Annotated in this window: 23 protein-coding genes; 9 read left to right on the forward strand and 14 right to left on the reverse strand. The window is 49.3% G+C overall.

Annotated features, from left to right (window positions below; translation table 11 throughout):
* Nucleotides 1-16: 16 nt before the first annotated feature.
* Complete coding sequence (locus tag JOE45_RS09490) at nt 17-1456, reverse strand: bifunctional metallophosphatase/5'-nucleotidase (RefSeq protein WP_210023347.1); 1440 nt, start codon at nt 1454-1456, stop codon at nt 17-19.
* Between the two features lie 44 nt (nt 1457-1500).
* On the reverse strand, nt 1501-1971 hold the full coding sequence (locus JOE45_RS09495; protein WP_210020430.1) for a molybdopterin-dependent oxidoreductase: 471 nt from the start codon (nt 1969-1971) through the stop codon (nt 1501-1503).
* A gap of 133 nt (nt 1972-2104) precedes the next feature.
* Here JOE45_RS09495 and moaD point away from each other — a divergent pair, with 133 nt between their 5' ends.
* Together moaD and JOE45_RS09505 are read left to right on the forward strand one after the other, a co-directional pair.
* Nucleotides 2105-2821, forward strand: a complete 717-nt coding sequence (gene moaD, locus JOE45_RS23830) for a molybdopterin converting factor subunit 1 (RefSeq protein WP_210020429.1) — start codon at nt 2105-2107, stop codon at nt 2819-2821.
* A complete protein-coding gene (locus tag JOE45_RS09505; protein ID WP_245246830.1) occupies nt 2818-3897 on the forward strand; it encodes a ThiF family adenylyltransferase in 1080 nt (359 codons plus the stop codon). The genes moaD and JOE45_RS09505 overlap by 4 nt, the downstream gene beginning before the upstream one ends.
* A gap of 66 nt (nt 3898-3963) precedes the next feature.
* Here JOE45_RS09505 and JOE45_RS09510 read toward each other — a convergent pair whose 3' ends face one another.
* From JOE45_RS09510 to JOE45_RS09540, 7 genes are all read right to left on the reverse strand, one after another.
* On the reverse strand, nt 3964-5085 hold the full coding sequence (locus tag JOE45_RS09510; RefSeq protein ID WP_210020427.1) for a C40 family peptidase: 1122 nt from the start codon (nt 5083-5085) through the stop codon (nt 3964-3966).
* A 155-nt stretch (nt 5086-5240) separates the two neighbouring features.
* Nucleotides 5241-6638: a Fe-S cluster assembly protein SufB gene (gene sufB, locus JOE45_RS09515; RefSeq protein WP_210020426.1), complete on the reverse strand. Its 1398-nt coding sequence runs from the start codon at nt 6636-6638 to the stop codon at nt 5241-5243.
* A gap of 14 nt (nt 6639-6652) precedes the next feature.
* A complete protein-coding gene (gene sufU / locus JOE45_RS09520; protein WP_210020425.1) occupies nt 6653-7078 on the reverse strand; it encodes a Fe-S cluster assembly sulfur transfer protein SufU in 426 nt (141 codons plus the stop codon).
* Complete coding sequence (locus JOE45_RS09525) at nt 7065-8291, reverse strand: cysteine desulfurase (protein ID WP_210020424.1); 1227 nt, start codon at nt 8289-8291, stop codon at nt 7065-7067. Before JOE45_RS09525 ends, sufU begins: the two co-directional genes overlap by 14 nt.
* Nucleotides 8288-9601, reverse strand: a complete 1314-nt coding sequence (sufD, locus tag JOE45_RS09530) for a Fe-S cluster assembly protein SufD (protein ID WP_210020423.1) — start codon at nt 9599-9601, stop codon at nt 8288-8290. The genes JOE45_RS09525 and sufD overlap by 4 nt, the downstream gene beginning before the upstream one ends.
* A 32-nt stretch (nt 9602-9633) precedes the next feature.
* Complete coding sequence (sufC, locus tag JOE45_RS09535; RefSeq protein WP_210020422.1) at nt 9634-10464, reverse strand: Fe-S cluster assembly ATPase SufC; 831 nt, start codon at nt 10462-10464, stop codon at nt 9634-9636.
* 116 nt (nt 10465-10580) lie between these two features.
* Nucleotides 10581-11165: a DUF1802 family protein gene (locus tag JOE45_RS09540; protein ID WP_210020421.1), complete on the reverse strand. Its 585-nt coding sequence runs from the start codon at nt 11163-11165 to the stop codon at nt 10581-10583.
* Between the two features lie 158 nt (nt 11166-11323).
* Between JOE45_RS09540 and JOE45_RS09545 the strand changes: the two genes are divergently transcribed.
* From JOE45_RS09545 to mtnA, 3 genes are all read left to right on the forward strand, one after another.
* Nucleotides 11324-11491 (forward strand): asparagine synthase, encoded by a 168-nt coding sequence (locus JOE45_RS09545; RefSeq protein ID WP_210020420.1) that lies wholly within the window; start codon nt 11324-11326, stop codon nt 11489-11491.
* Between the two features lie 326 nt (nt 11492-11817).
* Nucleotides 11818-13023 (forward strand): S-methyl-5-thioribose kinase, encoded by a 1206-nt coding sequence (mtnK, locus tag JOE45_RS09550; RefSeq protein ID WP_210020419.1) that lies wholly within the window; start codon nt 11818-11820, stop codon nt 13021-13023.
* Between the two features lie 24 nt (nt 13024-13047).
* Nucleotides 13048-14139 (forward strand): S-methyl-5-thioribose-1-phosphate isomerase, encoded by a 1092-nt coding sequence (mtnA, locus tag JOE45_RS09555; protein WP_461479568.1) that lies wholly within the window; start codon nt 13048-13050, stop codon nt 14137-14139.
* 96 nt (nt 14140-14235) lie between these two features.
* On the opposite strand, the gene JOE45_RS09560 is transcribed toward mtnA, so the two are convergent.
* On the reverse strand, nt 14236-17145 hold the full coding sequence (locus tag JOE45_RS09560; protein ID WP_210020417.1) for a chitobiase/beta-hexosaminidase C-terminal domain-containing protein: 2910 nt from the start codon (nt 17143-17145) through the stop codon (nt 14236-14238).
* A 208-nt stretch (nt 17146-17353) separates the two neighbouring features.
* Between JOE45_RS09560 and JOE45_RS09565 the strand changes: the two genes are divergently transcribed.
* From JOE45_RS09565 to nagA, 3 genes are read left to right on the forward strand one after another with little or no spacing between them, the layout of a single operon-like run.
* Nucleotides 17354-18211: a MurR/RpiR family transcriptional regulator gene (locus JOE45_RS09565; protein ID WP_210020416.1), complete on the forward strand. Its 858-nt coding sequence runs from the start codon at nt 17354-17356 to the stop codon at nt 18209-18211.
* Nucleotides 18212-18215: 4 nt separating this feature from the next.
* Nucleotides 18216-18944 (forward strand): glucosamine-6-phosphate deaminase, encoded by a 729-nt coding sequence (nagB, locus tag JOE45_RS09570; RefSeq protein ID WP_210020415.1) that lies wholly within the window; start codon nt 18216-18218, stop codon nt 18942-18944.
* Nucleotides 18945-18949: 5 nt separating this feature from the next.
* The gene (nagA, locus tag JOE45_RS09575) at nt 18950-20122 is read left to right on the forward strand and encodes an N-acetylglucosamine-6-phosphate deacetylase (protein ID WP_461480181.1); all 1173 of its coding nucleotides are present in this window, start codon (nt 18950-18952) and stop codon (nt 20120-20122) included.
* 71 nt (nt 20123-20193) lie between these two features.
* Here the strand turns inward: nagA and JOE45_RS09580 are convergent, their stop codons facing one another.
* Nucleotides 20194-20778: a hypothetical protein gene (locus JOE45_RS09580; protein ID WP_210020413.1), complete on the reverse strand. Its 585-nt coding sequence runs from the start codon at nt 20776-20778 to the stop codon at nt 20194-20196.
* Nucleotides 20779-20993: 215 nt separating this feature from the next.
* Between JOE45_RS09580 and JOE45_RS09585 the strand changes: the two genes are divergently transcribed.
* Entirely contained in the window at nt 20994-21194 is a 201-nt protein-coding gene (locus JOE45_RS09585; protein ID WP_210020412.1) for a hypothetical protein, read from the forward strand.
* A 168-nt stretch (nt 21195-21362) separates the two neighbouring features.
* Here the strand turns inward: JOE45_RS09585 and JOE45_RS09590 are convergent, their stop codons facing one another.
* The 3 genes from JOE45_RS09590 to JOE45_RS09600 are packed head-to-tail and all read right to left on the reverse strand — an operon-like array spanning nt 21363 to nt 23869.
* Nucleotides 21363-22274: a fumarylacetoacetate hydrolase family protein gene (locus JOE45_RS09590; RefSeq protein ID WP_210020411.1), complete on the reverse strand. Its 912-nt coding sequence runs from the start codon at nt 22272-22274 to the stop codon at nt 21363-21365.
* Nucleotides 22275-22308: 34 nt separating this feature from the next.
* Complete coding sequence (locus JOE45_RS09595) at nt 22309-23082, reverse strand: SDR family NAD(P)-dependent oxidoreductase (RefSeq protein WP_210023346.1); 774 nt, start codon at nt 23080-23082, stop codon at nt 22309-22311.
* 34 nt (nt 23083-23116) lie between these two features.
* Complete coding sequence (locus JOE45_RS09600) at nt 23117-23869, reverse strand: IclR family transcriptional regulator (protein ID WP_210020410.1); 753 nt, start codon at nt 23867-23869, stop codon at nt 23117-23119.
* Nucleotides 23870-23994 lie beyond the last annotated feature (125 nt).

Genomic DNA, 23994 nt, shown 5'->3' on the forward strand with positions numbered 1-23994 from the left:
ATTAATGGGGCGCCGCTTATCCGTACATACGAACCCAGCGCTTGCGAGCGCTGTCCTTCATTGCTCTGGCGTCATGCAGCTCCTTCAGGAGAACATCCCGCAAAAATTCGGGCAGAAAAAATTGCGGTTCCAAGCCCTCTGCGATCGAGAGGTATCCTCTGCGAAACGTAAACATGTCGATGGTGCCAACGGTATACAGCCGATCCAGCTCGAGCGCTTCGGTTCCGACACGAACGGAGAGGATTCGCGAGTAAGGCTGCGCCTCGGGGTCATACTCAATGGTCATTCCGTCTACACAGAGTGTGCCGAGCACTTTCCCTCGGAAGCCAAAGCCATGGAGAGGCTTGTCCATAAATTCGGGAAGAAGCGACTCCTCCAGTGCTTTGAGCAGGTGCGCTCCGCTCAGCATCATCCGGCAAGGATTGATCGGTGAAGGGCACAACTCGAGCAGCGTTCCTGCTGATACAAGTCCCTTAGGAAGCCCACCAAGAAGCACACCTGCATTCACCAGTCCGATTTCAGCGCCTACCCAATCGCGTAAGCCAGCGGCAAGCAAATTACCAAGCCTGGATTCGCCGTACCAGTCAACGGCCAACTCGTAATCAAGCCTTCCCACTTCCCGATCGAGCGAAGCTTTGGCCATGACTGCGAATTCCTCAATTTGCAATCGAATGGTCTCTTCTTCCTCAGATCCGGCAACCGGCCTAACAGCGCCCTCTGCTTGCAGCAGCCGCTTGGAAAGTGCATCTAGCTCCAGGTCCACAACCCCGACGTACTGACCGAATTTACCCGCCGCGCAGATGAGCGTACGTCCTGACCGGATGGGTTCCTCCAGCAAATGATGGGTATGTCCGCCCAGAATCAAATCGATACCGGGGATTTCGACTGCCATTCGCTCATCATTGCTTAAACCGAGATGGGACATCACGATAAGCACATCAACCTTCGGACGGAGATCTGCTGCTAGCGATGCAATCGCTTCGAACGGATCTGAAACCTCCCATCCCAATAATCCATAAAAATCGGGAAAACAGGCGGTTACGCCAATCAGTCCGATTTGAACCCCCGATTTACAGATGATCGTATAAGGGCTGGCCCATGACGGCAAGCATCCTGTTGCGGCATCACGCAAATTAGCGAGCACTACCTTACTCTGAACATGTTTACCATACAAATCGTTTAGCACGTCGGCCGAACAAGTCAATCCTTCGTTGTTTCCCAAAGTCACGGCATCGTAACCTATTGCATTCAGCAGAGCAATGTTGGCAAGCCCTCCGGTTCCTTCGGTTTCCGGTCGCATCCTGTCGATATGATCTCCAATATCAAGCGAAAGCGTGTGCTCCGCCCCGGCTTCTTCCCGAAGCCTGCCGATGATTGAAGCGATGCGGGGCAATTGTTCAAAATGGCTGTGAATATCGTTCGTATGAAGGACACGAAGCCTAATCCGCTCCGGAATCACAAGGCCACCTACCTTCGAGTGCGATAATAAGAACGTGTATTTCAGTTTTGTGGATTTGGTTTTCGCAGCTGCTCTGCCGTTACAGTGTTCTTGAAACCGTAGGTTGCTTCTATCTCCGATTTCTCCTCGTATAAGATACGAATTTTTACAACACTTTTCACGTTGAGGCATTCGCTGCTCCCATCAGGAACATATAGTCTGATGGGAAATCCTTTCTTCAGTGGCTCTCCATTCTCCTGCTCAACCAATAAGAACGCATGCGCAAGTTCGGGCCAAGGGATTGTGGCTTGAAACTCGTCCGAAGCCATGACTTGCAAGTGGGTCGGCATACGGTCGGATGGCCCTCCTTGCCGAGAGATCCATGTCGTGTACCAAGTATTCCAATCGATCGCTTTGCCGTTCACTCCCACTACACGATCATGGGCAGTAAACGACTCGGGACATATAGACGCAAGCTCGCCAGCAGAAGAATAACGGGCGTCACCCCTTAGATCATCATATACTTCGATCATCCCCAATATACCTCCCATTTCAATCTCGCAACTTCTTATTCCATTATATCATTTAATACTAAAAATATGGTATGCTGAAAAGTAAAAACACCGTCTGCCGTCAGGCGGTGCCATCAGAATTGGAGTGAAAAACATGAAGCTCAAACTGCTGCTTTTTGCCGGTTTGGCCGAAAGCTTGGGCTCCCCCTTGCTGGAGCTTGAACTAGAAGAAGATTCGTTGACGCCGTCTCAACTTAAAAATAAGCTGGCTGAGCTTTATCCTGAGATAGCCGGATCGTTAGCAGGTGCTTTCGTCGCCGTGAATCAAGCGTACGCGGATGATAGCACGGCAATACGAGAACAGGACGAAGTGGCTCTCATTCCGCCTGTTTCCGGTGGCGAACCTCAAATTATGGAGCTTACTCATGCTCCCATTTCCATTGATCAGGTGACGGCCAAGGTGCTGCATCCTCATCACGGTGCCGCGCTCACGTTTATCGGAACCACAAGAGAGTTCACTCACGGCAAAAGAACAACCTTGCTGGAATACGAAGCATACGAGCCCATGGCACTGCGTACGCTGCATCAGATCGGGGACGAGATCGCTTCCCGATACCCGGGAACAAGATGTGCGATTACTCATCGTCTTGGTTCTGTTCCGGTCGGTGAGATCAGCGTTATTATTGCTGTCTCCTCTCCGCACCGGGATACTGCGTATGATTCAAGCCGCTATGCCATTGAGCGATTGAAGCAGATCGTCCCCATCTGGAAAAAGGAAATATGGGAGGACGGCTCGGAATGGAAAGGGCATCAGCTTGGCCCTTGGAACCCAACGTCGGAGATAACCGATCAAGGAGGTACTGTAAGTTGAGCGGAGAGGACGGACTATCTATATCGTCTGCACAAGCAGCTGCCTCAGACCCGGAGCGCTATTCACGGCAAATACTGTTCGCCCCGATCGGTAAGGAAGGTCAAGCGAAGCTTCAGCATGCTCGTGTGGCCATCGTAGGCATGGGGGCGCTAGGCACCGTGCTGTCGAACCATATGGTACGCGCCGGGGTTGGCTTCGTGCGGCTGATTGACCGAGACTTCGTCGAGAGAAGCAATCTGCAAAGGCAAATGCTTTACGACGAAGCCGACGCTGCCGAATCGGCGCCAAAAGCGGAAGCAGGAGCTGCGCGGCTGCGCGCCGCCAACTCTGGAGTGACAATTGAACCCGTCGTCACAGACCTCAATTGGTCCAACGCCGAGGACCTGCTGAAGGACGTTCATCTTATACTTGACGGAACGGACAACTTTGCCGTGCGCTTCTTAATCAATGACGTAAGCGTAAAACACGGCATACCTTGGATATACGGCGGGGCAGTCAGTTCACGCGGCGTCTGCCTAACGATTGTACCCGACGAAACCCCCTGTCTTCGCTGCCTGTTCGGACAGCCTCCTGAACAAGGAACGACAGAAACCTGCGATACGGCAGGTGTCATCGGACCGATTATTCATACCGTCGCCTCACATCAAGGAGCCGAAGCGCTAAAACTGCTTATTGGCGCTGAAGCACAGAGAAACCGCAAGATGGTTCACTGGGACTTATGGTATAACCAATATGCAGCCGTCGATGTATCCAAAGCTAGGAAGGCAGATTGTCCTTGCTGCGGGGAACGCCGATTTGAATATTTAAACGCAAGCGTACAAGAAGAAACCATTCAAACGCTCTGCGGGCGAAATTCAGTGCAAATTCAACCGGTACGTCCATCAGCGCTTTCTTTGAACGAATGGGCTGAAAAGCTTCGTCCGCTTGGACGTCTGGAGCTGAATCCGTTTCTTCTTAAGCTTTATCTGGATAACGAAATTACGCTTGTGTTGTTTCCGGACGGTCGTATGATTGTACAAGGAACAGACGACCCCGTTGCGGCTAAAAGCTTATACAGCCGCTACATAGGCATGTGACTTCCATAAACAAGATCCGAGCGGGTGATTGTCCCGACTCGGATCTTGTTTATATAACTGATTTAGTTAATAAGCTACCCGCCTTGATCTAAGGTAGGTCCGTTTCCAGTAGGCCTTGTTGATATTCGTTATTTGTACGCCATTTTGCGGCTTTGGAGAAGAATGAAGCATCCTCTGATTGCCCATATAAATACCGACGTGCCCAACCGTTCTATTGGTTTTAAATCGGCCCGGCACATAGAAGAACATCAGATCCCCTTTACGGAGGTTTTTACGGCTGACAGCAACTCCTTGCGTAGCCTGAGCTCTGGCTGTACGGTTCAATTTGACCCCGTAAACGCCAAATACATATTTCGTAAAGCTTGAGCAGTCGAATCTCCCGGATCTCTGATACGGGGTAGCTCCGAACATGTAATCAACGCCTAAATACCTTTTGCCTCGGCTAATGAGCGCGTTCATATTAATGTTCTTTAGAACCGGAATGACGTTTTCTTCTTCCCATAACAAAGGACTTGCCATGGCAGAAGTTTCTGTATCTGTCCCTTCATCTCCCTTAAAGGGATCCGCCGGGTCATCTCCGAAATCCAGTTCTGATCCTGTGTTGGCTTCTTCTGGACCATCGATGGCTTCAGAGACAGGAGTGTCCGTAGCATGGATAACGAGAGTGTCCCCTCTTACCTCACAAGAGATATCCTCAGGAAATAAAGAGTTTACAGCAGAGACCGGAATATGCACCTGTGCATTATGCAATACAGGAGACTCGGGCAGAGTTACAGACTCCTCATCCTTTAGCGCCGTTAAGCTATCCATTTTCAATTCATATGCCGCATCGTGGTCCCCCAGCTGGAACACTTTGCGCTGTTCATCCCAATTGGCGTTAAATCCGACCATATTCGCAAAGTCGGGGCCGATAACATACTTCTTACCGTTTACCGTAACGATAGGAATGTTAAGCTCGCTGGAGCCCGTTTCCTGGATACGGATGGTCCCGCCATTAGAACTGATCTCCGATGTTTTCCCATTCAAAATCTCGCTTTTCTGACGGTTGGCTTCTTGTCCCTGATTACTAGGTATGCCCTGCTGACTGCTTTGCTGCTGCTCCTTAGACAACTGAGGGCCACATCCTGTCGTAAGCGCCATGACCACCGCTATGACTGCAGCTATCGATCTCCGCCACGTTGTACGCATCTCACATGCTCCTTGTCATTTGATTTAGTATCTGACTATAGCATGGTAAATGCAGCATCTACGTATGCATTTCGTGCCTTGGAAACAAAAAGACACAGAGCCCCTGCATAAAAGCAGAAGCTCTGTGTCTTACATATGGAAATGTCCTTCGGATATTAACCGATTGAGCCTTCCATTTCAAATTTGATCAAACGGTTCATTTCGACCGCATATTCCATCGGCAGTTCCTTGGTGAACGGTTCGATAAAGCCCATAACGATCATCTGGGTTGCTTCGGCTTCCGACAATCCGCGGCTCATCAGGTAGAAGAGTTGATCCTCGGATACTTTGGAGACAGTCGCCTCATGCTCCAGCGTGATGTTATCGTTCATAATTTCATTATATGGGATTGTATCGGACGTCGATTCATTATCCATAATCAGCGTGTCGCATTTGATGTTGGCTTTAGAACCTTCGGAATTGCGACCAAAGGAGGCTAGACCACGATAAGTGACCTTACCGCCGTGCTTGCTGATCGATTTGGATACAATCGTCGAAGTCGTATCCGGAGCCAAATGGGTCATTTTGGCGCCTGCATCCTGATGCTGACCTTTACCGGCAACGGCGATGGACAGAACCATTCCTTTAGCGCCGCGGCCTTTAAGAACAACGGCCGGATATTTCATCGTCAGCTTAGAACCGATGTTACCGTCAACCCATTCCATTGTGGCATTCTCTTCAGCTACAGCCCGCTTGGTAACAAGGTTGTAGATATTCGGTGCCCAGTTCTGGATTGTCGTGTAGCGTACGCGGGAATCCTTCAAGCAAATAATTTCTACGACGGCGCTGTGCAGCGAGTTGGTGCTGTAGACCGGTGCCGTACAACCTTCGACGTAGTGCACGAAGCTACCTTCATCGGCGATGATCAGTGTCCGCTCGAACTGCCCCATGTTCTCGGAGTTGATCCGGAAGTAGGCCTGCAGCGGAATTTCCACCTTTACGCCCTTTGGCACATAGATGAAACTGCCTCCGGACCATACAGCACTGTTCAGCGCGGCGAACTTGTTGTCGCTTGGAGGAACGATCGTTCCGAAGTATTTTCTAAAAATTTCCGGATGCTCTCTAAGCGCGGAATCTGTATCCATAAACAGAACGCCCTGATCTTCCAGGTCCTTCTGCATGCTGTGATAAACAACTTCCGATTCATATTGTGCAGATACACCAGACAAGAACTTTTGCTCCGCTTCGGGAATTCCAAGTTTGTCAAACGTTTCTTTAATTTCAGTTGGAACTTCCTCCCAAGTTTTACCTTGTTTTTCGGAAGGCTTCACGTAATATTGGATGTCGTTAAAATCGAGATCATCCATATTTCCGCCCCAACGCGGCATTTGCATCTTCATAAACTGCTCCAGAGATTTCAGACGGAATTCCAGCATCCACTCCGGTTCGCCCTTCATTCTGGATATTTCCTTTACGATTTCTGCAGTCAGACCTTTACCGCTTTGAAAAACGGCCTTGTGCTCGTCACGAAAACCATATTTATATTCTTCCATTTCCGGCATTTTTTTTGCCATCGTTCTCAGCCTCCTTATTTTGCAGTTGTTTGCTCAATACCTTTTCGCAAGGCGTTCCAAGCAAGTGTGGCGCATTTAATCCGGGCCGGGAATTTATTCACGCCAGACAAGGCTTCCAAATCCTCATATTCGAATTCAACGGCTTCGCCCTTCATCAAACCAGAAAACTTCTCAGCCATCTCAAGCGCTTCTTCAAGCGTTTTGCCTTTTACGGCATCCGTCATCATTGATGCGGAAGAGAGACTGATGGAGCACCCATCGCCCAAAAATTTGGCCGCTTTGACCTTGCCGTCCTCCACCTGCATTTGGAGCTGAATTTTATCTCCGCAAGTTGGATTATTGAGATCGATGCTGACCGATTCGCCTTCGAAGCTGCCGCGGTTACGCGGATTTTTATAATGATCCATAATGACTCTGCGGTACAAATCATCCAATTGCATGACCGAAATACTCCTTTGTTTTGATTAGAGAAGCGATCAAACGGTCCACATCGTCTTCGTTGTTATAAAGATAAAAGCTGGCGCGCGCGGTGGCCGTTACGTTAAGCCAACGCATCAGCGGCTGGCAGCAATGGTGTCCTGCCCTGACGGCGACACCATTCGCGTCAAGAACGGTTGCAACATCATGAGGATGCACATCGTCCAAGTTAAAGGTGATCAGCCCCGCCCGGTCTTTCTGCGGACCATAGACAGTCAATCCTTCGATTTCAAGCATGCGCTCCATGGCATAGGCCGTAAGCTCCTTCTCATGCTTGTCAATGGCATCCATACCAATGCTCTCGAGAAAATCGATGGCTGCACCGAGTCCGACAGCCCCTGCAATAATCGGCGTACCACCCTCGAACTTCCACGGCAAGTCCTTCCATGTAGAATCGAACAGCCCAACATGGTCAATCATTTCGCCGCCGAACTCGATCGGATCCATTTCCTGAAGCAGTTCTTTCTTGCCGTAAAGCGCGCCGATTCCGGTGGGTGCGCACATTTTGTGACCGGACAAAGCGTAGAAGTCGCAATCCAGCGCCTGAACGTCGACTTTCAAATGCGGTGTGCTTTGCGCGCCATCCACGACTATTTTGGCTCCGTTCCGATGTGCAATCTCTGCAATTTCCTTCACCGGATTCACAACTCCAAGCACATTAGAAACATAAGTGACAGATACGATCTTGGTATTGCTCGTAATCGTTTTTTCCACATCCGCCAAGTTAATGGTTCCGTCTTTTTGGAGCGGAATATATTTTAAGACAGCGCCGGTCGCTTTAGCTACCTGCTGCCATGGTATGAGATTGCTGTGATGCTCCATCGGAGTAATGACAATTTCGTCACCCTTTTGGCATACGGCTCTAGCATAGCTGGAAGCTACCAGGTTAATCGCTGTCGTCGTGCCGCGGGTAAAAATAACTTCTTCCGCAAATCTGGCGTTAATGAAGCGGCGCAGTTTCTCACGCGCCCCTTCATATGCGTCCGTTGCCCTGGAACCGAGCGTATGGACGCCGCGGTGCACATTGGAATTATCCCATTCGTAGTATCGTTTGATCGCTTCGATGACCGATACGGGCTTCTGGGAAGTGGCTGCCGAATCCAGATACACCAGCGGATGTCCGTTCACTTCCTGATGAAGTATGGGAAACTGCTGCCGGAGCTCTGCCGTATTCATTGTCCCAGCTTCCTTTCCACCAGCTGACGCAGCTGCGATCCGATTTGTTCCAGCGGAATTTCGGAAACCACTGGATCCAAAAATCCGTAGATGATCAAGCGCTCAGCCTCTTGTTTAGAAATACCCCTGGACATGAGATAGTAAACTTGCTCCGGATTGACTTGACCCACGCTTGCAGCATGGCCAGCTGTAACGTCATCCTCATCTATGAGCAGAATTGGATTCGCGTCACCGCGTGATTTCGGGCTAAGCATCAGCACCTTCTCGGTTTGCTCGCCGTTCGCCTTGGTTGCGCCCTTCTCAATTTTCGTCACGCCGTTAAAGATTCCCGTCGCTGTGTCTCGCATGACCGCACGGGTAATCATGTTACTATCGGTATGCTTTCCGAAATGTACCGCACGGGTAGTCACGTTCAGCTTCTGGTCCGCAGTGCCCACGCAAATGACTTTGGCATCGGAGCTCGAGCCTTTCCCCTTCAAAATCGTGGTTGTGTCGGACATTGCGTTGCCGTAATGCATCTCGCCGATAATCCAATCCACGTTAGCGTCGCTCTCAAGCAGTGCGCGGCGGTATGTTAAATTCGTCACGCTCTCATCCAAATTATGAACGGATGCGAAGGTAACCTTAGCACCGGCTTTGACAATAACCTCAGCTACTCCATTATACACCAGACCGTTTAAATTTCCTTGAGAGATGAAATTGTCAACGTAAGTGACAGAAGCATGCTGTTCAGCTACAATGAGAACGTGCGGGGAGAAGCTCGCCTCTCTGTCATCAGACAAGAACAACGCTTGAACAGGCACTTCCACTTGAACGTTCTTAGGCACGTATAAGAAAACGCCACCGCTCCACAAAGCGGTATGCAGCGCGGTCAAACGGTTCTCATTTTTCTCCACGACACTCATGAAATACGGCTTGACCAAGTCCTCGTGAAGGTTCAAAGCTTCTTCCAGACTGGTAAAGATCACACCTTGCTGTTTCAGCGATTCGGAGATACTGCTATAGATCACACCGGAGTTATGCTGCACCAGAAGATTGTCCGGTTGACCTTGTCCGTCGTTCTGAAGCAAGCTCTTCGCTTCGGCCGGCAGCTCTTCGAGAGATTGGGCCGCCTTTACCGCTTTATAGGTTCCGAAGGATTGAAGATTCCAACGGTCGATTCTTGTTTTTTCTAATTTTGGTAATTCCAACAATCCTGCCAGCTCCAGCGCCTCTTCGCGCAAAGCGGTCATCCATTCTGGCTCCCGCCTTGCTTTGGACTGCTCCACCAAGCTTGCACGATCGATGGGAAGAACGGTTTGTGTACTCATTGATAATTCCTCCTGTTTTCCTGATCGGTTGCTTAATATTTAGGAGCCGTAGTGTTCATTGGCATCTTGAATTCTTCTTCATCTTGCCCTACTCTTTCGTCAACGATGCCGAGCTCTTCTTTGATCCAGTCATAACCATCGTTCTCCAAACGCTCTGCAAGTTCCGGTCCGCCCGATTTAACGATACGACCTTGCATCATCACGTGAACAAAGTCCGGTTTGACGTAGTTCAGAAGGCGTTGGTAGTGCGTAATGATCAGGAAGCCGCGATCTTCAGAGCGCATGGCGTTGACACCTTCAGCCACAATACGCAATGCGTCGATATCCAGACCGGAGTCGATTTCATCGAGAACGACGATTCTTGGATCGAGCATCATCATTTGCAAAATTTCGTTACGCTTCTTTTCACCGCCGGAGAAGCCTTCGTTCAAATAGCGGTGCATGAACTCAGGGTTCATCTCCAGCTCCTTCATTTTGGCTTCCATTTGACGGATAAACTTGATCAGCGACAGTTCGTTGCCTTCGCCGCGGCGGGCATTGATGGCGCTGCGCAAGAAATCTGCGTTTGTCACGCCCGTAATTTCACTTGGATACTGCATGGCCAGGAACAGACCGGCACGCGCTCTTTCGTCTGTCGCCATTTCCAGAACATCTTCGCTATCAAGTGACACAGAGCCACCTGTTACCTCATATTTGGGATGTCCCATCAAAGTAGAAGCTAAAGTACTCTTACCTGTTCCGTTTGGTCCCATGATGGCATGCACTTCGCCACCCTTAATGGTCAGGCTGAGTCCTTTCAAAATCTCTTTTCCTTCGACAGTTGCCTTCAAACCGTCTATGATCAATTGTGGTCCTTTAGTCATGTTATTCGTATCCTCCGCAACTTTAAGTTATTCTTTTTTAATAATCAATACAAAGTGATTCTCATTGATTCTCAATTATAGTATACCTTACAGATCAAAATCAATAAAGACCTGTTTTATCTAAGAGCCGCCTTTAACTCAGATATTTGAGCGTTCCATTCTGAATCCGTCAGCACGGGCCTGCGTGGAGCTTCATTTAATAAACCCGAGGGAAGACCGATCCATGACTTGCATCCGTTATACTCTGGCATCACCGGGATGCTCACAGGCCGATCCAGCTCATACACCCGAAGCACCATAAGATGCAAAGGCTTCGCCCGCTTCCACTTGAGCCGCTCCTCAGCAAAACGGTTCGTCCAAATATGAAACTCGGCGATCCTATCCAGTTCCTCTTGAGATGATATCAGTATGTCTTCGGCAAGTTCCGCATAACAGTTAATCATGACTTCGGTCTGCCTGCCGCTCCATCCTGCCTCCACTTCTTGCACGTCGTCTTGATAGTCGGGGCTAATCAGTTCTTTTCTCTGATGTTCATAGGTCGGATATAAATAGAAGCTTTCGCTCTCTATTTGAAAATCTTTGGTTTCCTCACGAATGCCGCCTTTACGCATAATCAAAAACTGCCTACCTGACCGCAGGGCTTCGACCGCCACTGCCCATTCCTTCAAGCCGACAGCTTGATCTTGCTCAAGTTCACGCATTTTCTTACCCCCTTGTCCTAATCAGCGCTAGACTTTTCCTTTTACGATATTATAGATTTTCATCCAAAACAATGCAATTCCGATCCGGCATAAAAACAATCTCGAGCATTGATAATAGTACTGCTGCATCAAACCAAAAACGAGGAGGGTGAAGGGCTATGCGCGAAGGACTGATTCCAACGGTTTTGGGTACGGCTGTCACTGCGTCCGGTGCCGCTCTGCGCAATAAATATCCGATGGCTGCCGCGGCGGTCGTAGGTTTCGGGCTGGCACATGTCGTTCTGGGAGCTATCGATTTGGTGGAGCACCGCAGCAAAATGTTTTAATCATCTTCCGACTCACGAAAGAAAAAGAGGGGGGACATAGCCTCCCTTTTTCAATATTATCCGAACACTCTCGTTCATTGGGCTTATACATAACTAGCCAATTCTCCGAAGGCGTTGTAACACGTGTCCGCTTCCTTCATATTTTATTTACTTTAGCATCATTATAAATTTCTATTTTGAGACGAACCGGGATGTGAATTTTTTGTAAAAACAGTTTATTCCTTCATACCTATGAAGCATAAAACCTTCATCTTCTATTCCAACGCGGCACCATTTGTTTTATACTAGAGCTTACTAGTTTTGTAATGTAGAAGGAGGATCATACCATGCCCGCTTATCACGCGCTTACGGAAACCGAAGCGATTGAATACGCAAGACAACTACCCAACTTATTTCAAAGGGACAGCAAGCTGTCCAGCCGGGAAATCGGAGACGGAAACCTGAACCTCGTGTTCCATATTTCAGAGCCCTCTACCGGTAAAAGCATTATTCTCAAACAAGCACTGCCTTATGCCAAGGTTGTCGGGGAATCTTGGCCTTTGACTTTGGACCGTGCCCGCATCGAGAGTGAAGCCCTGATGATTCAAGAATCGCTTTGCCCCGATTTGGTGCCGCATGTCCATGACTACGAACCGGATCTGGCTCTGACGGTCATGCAGGATTTAAGCGATCACGTCATTATGCGCCGCGGGTTGATCGAGCGAAATAAATACCCGCTGTTTGCAGGACATATCGGAACCTTCTTGGCCCGGACTCTATTTTACACTTCTGATTTGGGAATGAATCAACAGGACAAAAAAGAACGGGTCAAGCGCTTCATCAATCCCGAGCTGTGTAAAATTACAGAGGATCTCATTTTTGACGATCCTTATACGGATTCACCAAACAATAATGTCCCGCCGGCCATCCGCGATGCGGTAGAAGCCGTGTGGAGCGATACGGAGCTGCATCTTGAGGTAGCTATTCTTCGTGAAAAGTTTCTGACGCATGCACAGGCGCTGCTTCACGGCGACCTGCATACCGGAAGTATTTTTATTAAGCCGGATTCTACAAAAGTAATTGATCCGGAATTCGCCTATTACGGCCCTATGGGCTTCGATATCGGCGCTTTGTTCGCAAACCTCCTGCTGAATTTTGCAGCACAAGAAGGCTGGAGCAAGGACTCCGAATCCCGTCAGGACTTCCGGACTTATCTTACTCAAACGATCAGGGATGTATGGGTGAAGTTTTACAGCGAGTTCCGCACGCTATGGAACGAGCATGGAGTTGACCGCATGGCGAAGACACCTGGCTATCAGGACATTTACATGAAACGGGTGCTCCAGGATACGTTTGGATTTACGGGCTGCAAAATCGTCCGCCGCGTCCACGGTCTTTCTCAAGTGGCTGACATCAACACCATCGAAGACGAAAGCGCCAAAGAGAGTGCCCAACGGATCGCTCTCGCCATTGGCACTTCCCTGATCAAGTGGAACCGTCAAGCGGACTCGATTGAACAAATAATTGACATTGCAGAAAAAACCGTTAGATAGGATAGAGAATTGAAGTAAGGAGAGATGTCGCTCATGACAATAGATCAACAGAATTCGCAAGATTGGCTCCAATCGGTTCGATGGAACTCACTTGGGGATCAGTTGGATTTGCTCGACCAGCGGCTGCTGCCAGACGAGATCGTTTACCTGGAGCTGACCACGTCCGAGCAGGTATGGGATGCAATTAAGCAGCTCGCGGTCCGTGGCGCGCCTGCCATTGGTATTACGGCTGCGTTCGGAGTATATCTAGGAGTACGGTCATTCTCCGGCAGCCGAGAAGCGCTGCTGGAGGAAGTGGTTCGTCAATGCGATTATCTCGCGACGTCTCGCCCGACGGCAGTGAATTTGTTCTGGGCGCTCGACCGAATGCGGGCGCGGGCGCAAGTGCTTCTTGGCGTATCCGCAGATGCAGTCAACTTGGATGCGGCCAAGCAGGCGCTGTTGGACGAAGCTCGCGTCATCCAGGCTGAGGACGAAGAAACATGTCGCCTGATCGGCGAGCATGCATTATCTTTGTTTGAGGACGGCATGGGTGTCCTCACGCACTGCAATGCGGGCGGCTTAGCCACGGCCCGATACGGCACGGCGACGGCGCCGATGTATCTGGCGAAGGAGAAGGGTATGTCACTTAAAGTGTTCGCTGACGAGACTCGGCCGGTACTTCAGGGAGCTCGTCTTACCGCATTCGAGCTTCAGCAGGCTGGGATTGACGTCACCCTGATTTGCGACAACATGGCTGGAGCCATCATGTCGAAAGGCTGGATACAGGCCGTCATTGTCGGCACCGATCGTGTAGCCGCCAATGGCGATGTCGCCAACAAGATCGGCACCTACAGCGTTGCTGTCTTGGCTAAGGCCCACGGCATCCCATTCTATGTTGCGTGTCCTATGTCCACCATCGACCTGAACACGCCAACAGGCGCGGATATTCCGATCGAAGAACGGCATGAGGACGAAATTACGCAAGGCTTCGGCAAGAGAACGGCTCCTCAAGGCGTTAAAGTGTTTAACCCTGCCTTTGACGTCACACCAAACGAATATGTCACAGCCATTATCACGGAAAAAGGGATCATCCGCGCGCCTTATAGCGAAAACTTAAAAAAGCTGTTTGAATAAGAGCATAGAAAAATTGATTTCCAGCTCAACAGCCCAAGTTTAATTACCAGAATAAAATGGACCGTATTTCATCGGGAAATACGGTCCATTTTCGTTTTATCTGATTGCAGGGAGTACAGGTACTACTTTCACAGGCTTAATCTTACCAAGCCAAAACTCAACGTCGCTTGGGCCGAAGCCTCCGCCATCAACATCGACTCGATCTTTGATTTTACCCAACACATAACTGATGTCTGGTGAACCAGGATATTCGTGATTGGGCGCAGTGAGGACAAGCAATGGACTGTCCTTCATTCCTTGTTTGACCGCAATCGCTTTTAGAGTATAGCCTGGAATTAATCGCGGCTTGCGCAGCGGATCATATAATGCGCTTGACAAGGTCAGGTCGCTTCCGTCCACGGTGTAATATATGGCCGCATCTGCCGTCGATGATGATAAAGTTATTTCATATGAAGCATTGTCAATGAGCACCAGAGACGGCACAACTTCAGCAGCACTTGGGCCTAGACCCCGGATCACTTCAATCACAAATGTCCTTGTCACTCCACTTTGCGCTTGTACGACTACGGTTACGAGATTTGACCCTTCTTGTAAAGAGGAAACATCGATAGCTAACGTATTCGGATCGAAGCCCGCCCCGGCCACATGGGCAACGAAAGCGAAGTCGGAAATACTCGGATGAATCACTACTCGGGACGTTTCATCCGGTACCGTCACAGTATAACGATCAGACACTTTCTCTACTACAGCCGATGACGGCTGAGCATACAAACGCTTTAACTCCGCTTCGTTCGATGGAGAACCTATAATAAGTTTCCAATAGCTTTGAACGTATTCTGGCGAAGTCACCGTAATCAAAAGTGATAATTGCTTTCCGTAAGGCAAAGAATCGATGCGGATACCGTTCTGCGTACGAGTTACGCCTGGTGTCGGATCAATGTCGAACGTTGCAGCCGGATGACTTAAAGTCAAATGCAGATCTGCTTGGTATACGTTAGAGGTAACGGGCATGTAGAACGTTTGCTGACTATTGTATTGAGTGAGCGGAGTTCCGTTGTACGTAACCTCAATTACCGTAGTCCGACCAGGTAGAGATTTGATGATATCCAGTGTATACCGTTTTTTCGTATGCTGATCCGCCGCAGTCACTTCGATTTCTACTCTATTGACCCTTTCGGAGAGGATCACGTTGAACATCTCTCCTTCCGGAAGCAGCTCTCCACCAACTCGAACGGTCTGGCCCGGTTTTCGATCCACGAACCCTTGTATATGATTTACATCCCCTGATACTTTCCAAGTGAGATGAGTATCATCCAGATACGAATGGAGGTCCTGTTCATCCAATTCCACATAAGTCTGGCCCGCAGGCTGAATACCGTGCAAAGTCGCCGGTCCGAGCAATTTGGCCGCATATCCGTCCCAAAGATAATCTCCCCAATTTTGAAAACTGCCTCCGGCTACCCATATATCCCCGTTCGTCAGAGGATAAAGAGCCGTTACGTCAATCATTTGCCCGGGATCCCCGATCGTTTGCTTCCACTGCTCCTCTAGCGAGGCTCCAAATTTGTACAAATAAGCCTTGTTCACGTCCGGATCCGGGTAGAGGCTTTGGAGCAGCATCGGGATAGGACCTCCAGTCCCTTCCGAATAGTCAAACTTTGTTCTTCCCCCCACGATAAACCCACCGTCCGGCGTACTAGCCAAAGCGGCATGACCAGTCGGAACAAAAAGCTCCGGTAAAGACTTTGATTCGGCCGCGGATGAACCGTCTTCCCGAATAAATGCTAATTCTGCCGTGCGGACTGGATTACGGTCATCGGGTTCAAGAGCTTCTCGCGTCCCCAATAGAACATACCGGTTCTCGCCAACAGTCGCAGCTGACACATACTCTACATTAGGCAAGCTGGATTTGATCAAACCACCCGTACCGAAATCGTTCACAAGAGAAAGTGTGCCCGCGGCTGAATCGTAACCTATGTGGGCAACAAGACCGTAGCTCATATTCGTTATCCGATCCGTCGCTTTACCGACGATCAAATATTTATCTGATCCTCTAGCTTTAATCACTTTGTTTGCAGTGTAGGAGTCTGATCCTGCTATCGTGACTCTAGATATAGGATTCAATGCACTATTCGCATTCATTTTGAAACGCAGCATTTCTATAACTTGAACACCAGCGTGAACCCGGTTTACTGCAATGAGGTACTCATCCGTTGAATCCATGCGTAATACGGATACGGGTTCTATTCCGTTCTCAAATTGTCCAAAATAAGAAATCTTTACGAGTTGAAAGCTGCCTGCGCCCCCTACCAATTCTCCAGGGACCATTTTATATACCGCTGCAAATGGACGATAAATCGTCTTCTCATTAATCCATTCCGAACTTACTCCAAAAACCAAATATTGGTTCGGACTTATCTCGAACACGTCATGAAGCTCTGTTCTATCCATCCTGCTCATCGCTGTGACTTTTCCAAACTCGTTCATCTTGTATAATTCGCTGTATCCAGAGTTAGCAGCTATCGCGATCAGCCCGCCATCTTCTGTCGGTGTAATGGTCGAAAGTTTCTCAGGCATTAATTCGGTATGAAGATATTCTGAATGCAGATCTGGAGACTTAGCTCCCCTATGAACGGTTAACGTAAAAATATCGCTCTCGCCAGCCCGAATGGTAAAAAGGTTCGAGCCCCATAACAGAGGGATAGCCCCCCCTTCACGATACTTTTCTACGTATAGCCCCTCTGGCAATATCAGATGAGTTAAACTTCCGCCGACAACGTGTTCATAAGATTTGGTACCGGCAGATAAATTAACATTTTGGGTCACGATGCCTGCTCTATCGGAAAACGTCAATTCATGTTCGATGGGCATAGCGTTTGCCCGATTGACATGAACCGGCGGCATGATTGAAATGAGCATGATGAATACAGCGAATGCAAGCAGGGTCCTCCTCCACCTAAACCAAGACTCGTATAGGCGTCCGTTTGCCTTCGGCTTATGAAACATAGACTTAGCTCCCTTTCTCTTTATGTATAGTTCTTCCATCCCTATCATACCTTATTTTTTGATAGGAATCTTTAATTATAATAGATTTTTAGAAACAATCAGGGATCTTATTGATCATGGAAAGGGAATTTATTATTATGTAAATAATTATTATATTTAGAGAAATAATACGAAATTTTTTTTCATAATTATGTATGAGGGTGATTTCATGGCAAGCATCCTGCAAACGATACGTGAACGGCTTCCGACCATGCATCGCAAGGAGCAAATCCTGGCACAGTATGTGCTGGAACATGCGGAGGAAGCGGTACATTTAAGCATCACGGAGCTCGCAGAGAGAGCTGGTGCAAGCACGGCGACGGTGTCTCGGTTTTGCAGGAGCCTGATATTTAAAGGTTACAGTGACTTTCGCATGAAACTGGGTTCTGAACTGGCTCAGCATCCTGCACAGTCGACCTATCAGGATATTGTGGAGGGCAATTCGCTATACAGCATCGTTCAGGCTATAGAGGCCAATCATCTTCGCTCGATTTCCGATACGACCAGACAGCTCGATATAAGCGAGATTCAACGGGCAGTGAGTGCGCTTCATGCTGCGCGCCGTATTGATTTGTATGGGATGGCGACATCAGGTGTCGTGGCGCTTGATTTTCAACAAAAGCTCGTTCGTATCGGCAAAATGGCACAGGCTTGGTCCGATTCCCATATGCAGATCACCTCCGCTTCTACCTTGGAGAAGGGAGACGTCGCGCTCGGCTTTTCTTACTCCGGGGAAACCCTTGAGACATTGGGTGCGCTCCTGTGTGCAAAAGATCGCGGAGCGATTACGATATCGTTGACCAAATTCGGCTCAAACAGCATTTCACAGGTGTGCGACATCAGACTTTTTGCTTCTTCCCTGGAGGAGGGTATGCGCCGCGGCGACATGGCTTCGCGGATTGCCCAACTGCATGTGCTCGATATACTATTCACCGCTCTGGTCAGCGGTCATTTTGACGATTATGTCCCCCTGCTGGAGCAATCGTTCCTAAAAGTCAAAAAATACCGCAAAGAAAAAGGGAGATAGCGCGATGAATATCCTCACATTCCGATCGCAAAAAGAATTAAACAAAGCCGGAGCCGGCATTATTACCGGTTTGCTACAAACCAATCCAAAGGCAGTTCTTGGGCTCGCAACGGGAGGTACGCCGGTAGGCATCTATCAGGAGCTGGTGGAAACACATCGCGAAGGGCTCGTCAGCTTCTCGAAATCAACCGTTTTTAATCTCGACGAATACGTCGGACTTCAGCACAGCCATCCCGAAAGCTATTACAACTTTATGCAGCAGCATTTGCTGGGCAAGGTGGATATTCCTTCGGAGCAATGTCACATCCCTGACGGGATGGCGGCTGATTTGGACTTGGAGTGCAAGCGCTATGACAGCCTGCTGGAGGAAGCAGGTCAAATCGATTTGCAGCTGCTCGGAATCGGTCATAACGGACATATCGGCTTCAACGAACCGGATGAGGAGCTGGAACGGGGAACACATGTAATCGAGCTCAAGGGGCAGACACGTGCGGCGAATGCCCGTTTCTTCCATGCTCCAGAGGAAGTGCCTACACACGCAATTACCATGGGTGTCGGAACCATTCTGAAGGCCAAAATGATTCTGCTCGTCGTCCACGGCAAAGACAAGGCTGAGATTGTGAAACGGGCGCTGCAAGGACCCATCACGACGGAATGTCCTGCTTCGCTGCTGCAAACGCATCCCCACGTGGTAGTGCTTTTGGATATGGAAGCAGGGAGTGGATTATCATAAAATCGATTAGCAAAGCAACGCTGATCAGTCATGCGAAGATTATCACTTTGGATACGGTTATTGAGCAAGGGTATGCTTTTCTGAAGGAGGGAAAGATTCAATCTGTGGGACCTATGTGGGCGTTGGACCCTCAGCTCGTACATTACTCGGAAGAGTTAGTCGATGCCCGCGGTAGTTGGCTGATGCCCGGTTTTATCGATGTACATGTACATGGGGGGTACGGTCATGACTTTATGGATGCTTCGATGGAAGCACTAGAAGGGATTACGCGCTTCCATGGATGCCACGGAACGACGACGATGCTGGCCACAACGATGACTGCGCCTCGGGGAGCTCTCACCAAGGTGCTGCAGTCGGTTCAAGCATTTAGCGATAAAGGCATGCCTTACGCACAGCTGGAAGGCGTCCATTTGGAGGGGCCTTTCATCAATTCGGCATATTCCGGTGCGCAGAATCCGGCTTATATCGTCCCGCCAAAGCAGGAATGGCTGGACGAATGGATGGAGCAGCATCCCGGCCTGATTCGGCTGCTGACGCTGGCTCCGGAAAGCGAAGGCGCTCTCCCGCTGATCGAGAAGCTTTCTAACCAAGGGACCATAATCGCTTGCGGACACACGAACGCCACTTACGCGCAGATCAGTGAAGCCATCAAGCACGGCCTCGGGCATGCGGTGCATACGTTTAACGCTATGAGAGGTCTGCATCACAGAGAGCCCGGAGTTGTGGGAGCGATCATGACCGAGGAAGCGATCAGCGCGGAAATCATTGCAGATGGTCACCATGTTCACCCGGTGTGCATTCGGCTGCTCATGCAGTTGAAGCGTAACGATAACCTGATGCTGGTGACGGATGCGATGTCAGCCGCCGGCCTGGGCGAGGGTGATTACCAGCTAGGTGGACTCGATGTTACGGTGAAGGATGGCGTCGCCACGCTGAAAGAAGGCGGAGGCTTAGCAGGCAGCACGCTAACGATGATCGATGCGTTCCGGTTCATGGTCAATACCGTCGGCGTCTCTGTGCAAGAAGTCAGCCGATTGGCCAGCCATAACCCGGCCAAAGCGCTGGGCATCGAGAACCGGACCGGCAGCATCACAGCCGGAAAGCAAGCGGACCTGCTGCTGGCATCTCCTGACTTGTCGGTTGACAGAGTATGGGTGAGAGGAAGCGTCATTTGTTAGTGAATATGGACAAGCAAAAAAACCGACATTGTATGTAATAACGAACAATGTCGGCTGAGTTGGCCCTAAGATTAGGACAAAAGAAAATTTTGTGTCACGATATAGTAACGGAGCGTGTTTAAATCATGTTCGGAAATCGAATGAATCTCCGCTCCATAGCGGATTGTTTTTTCTTGAATATTCGCATATTTTACAACCAGCTTAGGGTGAATCGTGACCTCGTCACAGATAATCATCGAATCATAAATGTGATTCATACGGAGCGAAAAATCATTCAATTCAAATCCGAATCCCAGTCGGCTGACCCGGCAGAAGCGAACGGCTTGAGTCTTGAAATCATCAATCAGCGTGCCGAATGTATTCAGCTTAAAGCTGGGGAACGTTATATTCTCATCGCGGTACATGTCGTCGAGCAATGAATCCGGCCGAGCCTCAATCTGAAAAATTTCGGAATCGGCAGGAACCAGAATCAGCTTGGTTGTGGACACCTGCAGCACCCGCATTTGAACTTGCGTTTGATGGTCAAAGCAAATGACTCGATCTCCACCGGTCATCGCTAAGGGATCCTCGCATGAAACTTCCATTAATTCCGTACCTTCATATGAGATTTGAGCAGGATACACTTTCCCTCTATGCAGTAGTTGCATGTCTCTCATCTCCTTCACCTCCAATTTCCATAACCTAACTATAGCTGGGAATCTTTCAGAAAGTTTCAGTAAAATATTAGGAGATTATTAGATTCTATGAAAGAAATGATCAAATTGTGTCGAATGATGTTAAAGAAACCCCAATCATTGTGAATTAAATCACCTTCTCGTTTATAAATTGTGATACACTATAATTAATTTCAAGCCAAGGGAGTGGATTTCCTATGATCTACTACATTCTGATCATTCTCATCGGCATTATCGCCGCCGTAGCTACATTTATCGTAGGAAACTCGCAGCAAAACCGGGAAGAAGGCGGAAACTACGGCAAGCAAACGAAGGGAAATATTCTGCGTCTTTCCTACTTGAATATCATCTCCACCGTCATCTGGGTCGTGGTGCTTCTCTTTTATTTGTTTGGCTAACAAAATATTGCTCACAATAAAAAAGCCTATTTCAGAAGATCAGACGATGACGTCCCTGGCTCTCTTCTAAAATAGGCTTTTCTCTTATTCATGCTCCATATGGTCGTCCGGCTGAGCCGTTTAAACCGAAAGGCCGCATATTGATCCCTCGTTATACGCTCGCGAACATTATGTTTGTTCGTTCACCATACGGTTAGTCAACGATCCAAGCTTGTCGACCTCGATCGTCACAACATCGCCGTCTTTAAGATAAACTTGCTTATCCTCGGGATATCCCATAACCACTCCCTCAGGAGTACCTGTTAAAATAATGTCACCCGGTACAAGCGTCATATGTTGGGAAATATAGCTTACGATTTCGTCGCAGCGGAATATCATATCTGACGTATTGGAATTTTGGCGCACCTCTCCATTCACGATGCTGCGGATGCCGAGGTTGTTCGGGTCACCGACTTCATCGGCCGTCACCAAATAAGGTCCTAACGGGCTGAAGCCATCGCAAGTCTTGCCTAGCAGCCACTGCTGCGTCCGCAGCTGGAGGTCGCGGGCGGACAGATCGTTAACGTTGCAGTATCCGAACACGTGATCCAGCGCATGCTCTTTGGCTACATATTTCGCTTGTTTGCCGATGACGATCACAAGCTCGGCTTCGTAATCCACTTTGCTGCTCACGCTTACAGGCAAAGGCACATCCTGTCCATGTCCTGTTAATGTATTGTTAAATTTGTTAAACAAAATCGGATACTTCGGAATCGCTGAATTGGTCTCTTCCGCGTGCTTACGGTAGTTGAGTCCGACGCAAATAATTTTGTTCGGATGGGTTACGCAAGGCCCCAAGGTAAGCTTCGACTCATCCAGCACATAAGCCTCGCTGCCTCCTGCCGCCTGCGCATGGTCAACGAAAGTCTGCAGCGCGCTAACAGCCGCCGCGCCGCCATCAATCACTTCATGCACCGTTTGCGGCACTGTCCGGCCTTCGTCTTGAAGCGCTTGCAGCGCCTTTGCAATATGTACGATCCCACGATCCGTTTTCACGCCGAGCTGATACTTCCCATTCTCCACAAATGTAAGCAGTTTCATATTTGTATATTCCTCCTCAAATTGGTATGTATCGTCAAGCGTTCTTACCAAAAACAGCTCCGCCATCAATATACAGCGGTGAGCCCATCATGAATCGGGATTCATCCGACGCAAGGAATACCGCCGCATTCGCCACATCGTCCGGACGACCTAACTCGCCGCTCAACTGACGCTTTTTAATCGACTCGATCGCTTCCTCCGGATTATCGTAGGACTTTTTAAGGTAGTCCTCGACAAAGGGCGTAAAAATAGTACCCGGCAGCAGCGCATTCACACGAATGTTGTACGGCGCATAGTCGACCTGCATCGATTTGGTCAAGGCCAATACTGCTCCCTTACTCGCGGAATAGGAGGCTCTGCGGGCGAGTCCTATCTCGGCAACACACGAGGACATATTAATAATGGAACCTTCCTTACGTTCCATCATATGCGGCAGTACGTATTTGCTGGGCAAAAAAACGCCGCGGGTATTAATGTTCATGACGCGATCCCATGCTTCAGGCTCCACCTCGTGAATGGCGCCGACTCCGCTGACGCCTGCATTGTTGAACAGAACATCGATGCGTCCATAGTGTTTAATTACGGTATCGACCATCGCTTTGACCGAATCCGGGTTCGTCACGTCCGCCTGAACGAATACAGCCTGGCCTCCAGCGGCTTGAATCTCCTCCACCGTTGCCTGCCCTTTGTCCTCAAGCAGATCATTGACGATCACGGTCGCGCCTTCGCGTGCGAACAGCAGCGCCGAGTTTTTGCCTATGCCCGAACCGGAACCGGTGATCAAAGTAATTTTGTTCTGCAGTCTCAAGGGAATCACATCCTTCTCTTTTTGTAAGCTGTTATTACGGGTTTTGCGACAAACGTTTGGCAAGAGCACTGATCTCCTCTTTGGCAAGCTCCCGCTTCTCTTCCCACTCGTGCTGGAACATGGAGCAGCTGATCGCCGCAATAACTTTTTCGCCAGTACCGTATACCGGCGCCGCTACACAGCAAAATCCCATCACCGCCTCTTGCAGATCAAACGCGCGGGCTTCCGTTCGGATCTGAGCCAGCTGATGAAACAGCTCCTCACGGGTTTTGATCGTATGAGGAGTAAGGCACGGCTCCAGCTCCTCGGTGGTGAACAGTTCCTCCAGCTCAGAGTGGCCTTGGAAAGCCAGCATGGCTTTTCCAAGGGCCGTGGCATGGGCGGGCAGCTTAATCCCAGGCTCCGAGGCGAGACGAACGGGGGATGGCATTTCTTCCTTTGCCAAATAAAGCACCTCACGCCCCTCCAGCTTGGCAAGCTGGATCGTTTCCTTAATCACATGCTTCGTGATAGAGGCTTCCTTGCGGAATCGGTCGATCAAGCTGAATTGCTTGAAAAAAGCGTTCCCAATGTAGCCCAACCTGGAACCGAGCGAGTAGGTGCCGTCACTCTCGCGCACAACCCATTCAAGCGCTTCCATCGTGTTCAACAAGGAAAACATGGAGCTTTTATGGATGCCCAGATGCTTCGACAGCTCGATCAACTTAAGGCCGGATGGCTGCTCTGCGATCGTTTGTAGGACATCATTCGCTTTTTCGAGTGCAGGTACCCAATACTTCTTTTCCATGCAACCTCCATGCTGTCTACTCGTAGGTTTATTATATTAAACTAAGGTTTTGTATATTACTTTTTTTATAGTAGCACCAGTTTTCTTCTTGTGTCAATCGGAATTTATGCTTAACCTGGCCCAGT

The sequence above is a fragment of the Paenibacillus sp. PvR098 genome (assembly GCF_017833255.1).
Classification (GTDB): Bacteria; Bacillota; Bacilli; order Paenibacillales; family NBRC-103111; genus Paenibacillus_G.

Coding starts and splice junctions, on each gene's coding strand:
- sufC (WP_210020422.1), bottom strand. CDS start 10,464: ATGACTAAAGGACCACAATTGATCATAGACGGTTTGAAGGCAACTGTC.
- mtnA (WP_461479568.1), top strand. CDS start 13,048: ATGTCGCTCATGACAATAGATCAACAGAATTCGCAAGATTGGCTCCAA.
- JOE45_RS09495 (WP_210020430.1), bottom strand. CDS start 1,971: ATGATCGAAGTATATGATGATCTAAGGGGTGACGCCCGTTATTCTTCT.
- moaD (WP_210020429.1), top strand. CDS start 2,105: ATGAAGCTCAAACTGCTGCTTTTTGCCGGTTTGGCCGAAAGCTTGGGC.
- JOE45_RS09560 (WP_210020417.1), bottom strand. CDS start 17,145: ATGTTTCATAAGCCGAAGGCAAACGGACGCCTATACGAGTCTTGGTTT.
- JOE45_RS09590 (WP_210020411.1), bottom strand. CDS start 22,274: ATGAAACTGCTTACATTTGTGGAGAATGGGAAGTATCAGCTCGGCGTG.
- JOE45_RS09585 (WP_210020412.1), top strand. CDS start 20,994: ATGATCTACTACATTCTGATCATTCTCATCGGCATTATCGCCGCCGTA.
- JOE45_RS09525 (WP_210020424.1), bottom strand. CDS start 8,291: ATGAATACGGCAGAGCTCCGGCAGCAGTTTCCCATACTTCATCAGGAA.
- sufD (WP_210020423.1), bottom strand. CDS start 9,601: ATGAGTACACAAACCGTTCTTCCCATCGATCGTGCAAGCTTGGTGGAG.
- sufB (WP_210020426.1), bottom strand. CDS start 6,638: ATGGCAAAAAAAATGCCGGAAATGGAAGAATATAAATATGGTTTTCGT.
- JOE45_RS09545 (WP_210020420.1), top strand. CDS start 11,324: ATGCGCGAAGGACTGATTCCAACGGTTTTGGGTACGGCTGTCACTGCG.
- JOE45_RS09580 (WP_210020413.1), bottom strand. CDS start 20,778: ATGAGAGACATGCAACTACTGCATAGAGGGAAAGTGTATCCTGCTCAA.
- mtnK (WP_210020419.1), top strand. CDS start 11,818: ATGCCCGCTTATCACGCGCTTACGGAAACCGAAGCGATTGAATACGCA.
- sufU (WP_210020425.1), bottom strand. CDS start 7,078: ATGCAATTGGATGATTTGTACCGCAGAGTCATTATGGATCATTATAAA.
- JOE45_RS09540 (WP_210020421.1), bottom strand. CDS start 11,165: ATGCGTGAACTTGAGCAAGATCAAGCTGTCGGCTTGAAGGAATGGGCA.
- nagB (WP_210020415.1), top strand. CDS start 18,216: ATGAATATCCTCACATTCCGATCGCAAAAAGAATTAAACAAAGCCGGA.
- JOE45_RS09600 (WP_210020410.1), bottom strand. CDS start 23,869: ATGGAAAAGAAGTATTGGGTACCTGCACTCGAAAAAGCGAATGATGTC.
- JOE45_RS09565 (WP_210020416.1), top strand. CDS start 17,354: ATGGCAAGCATCCTGCAAACGATACGTGAACGGCTTCCGACCATGCAT.
- JOE45_RS09510 (WP_210020427.1), bottom strand. CDS start 5,085: ATGCGTACAACGTGGCGGAGATCGATAGCTGCAGTCATAGCGGTGGTC.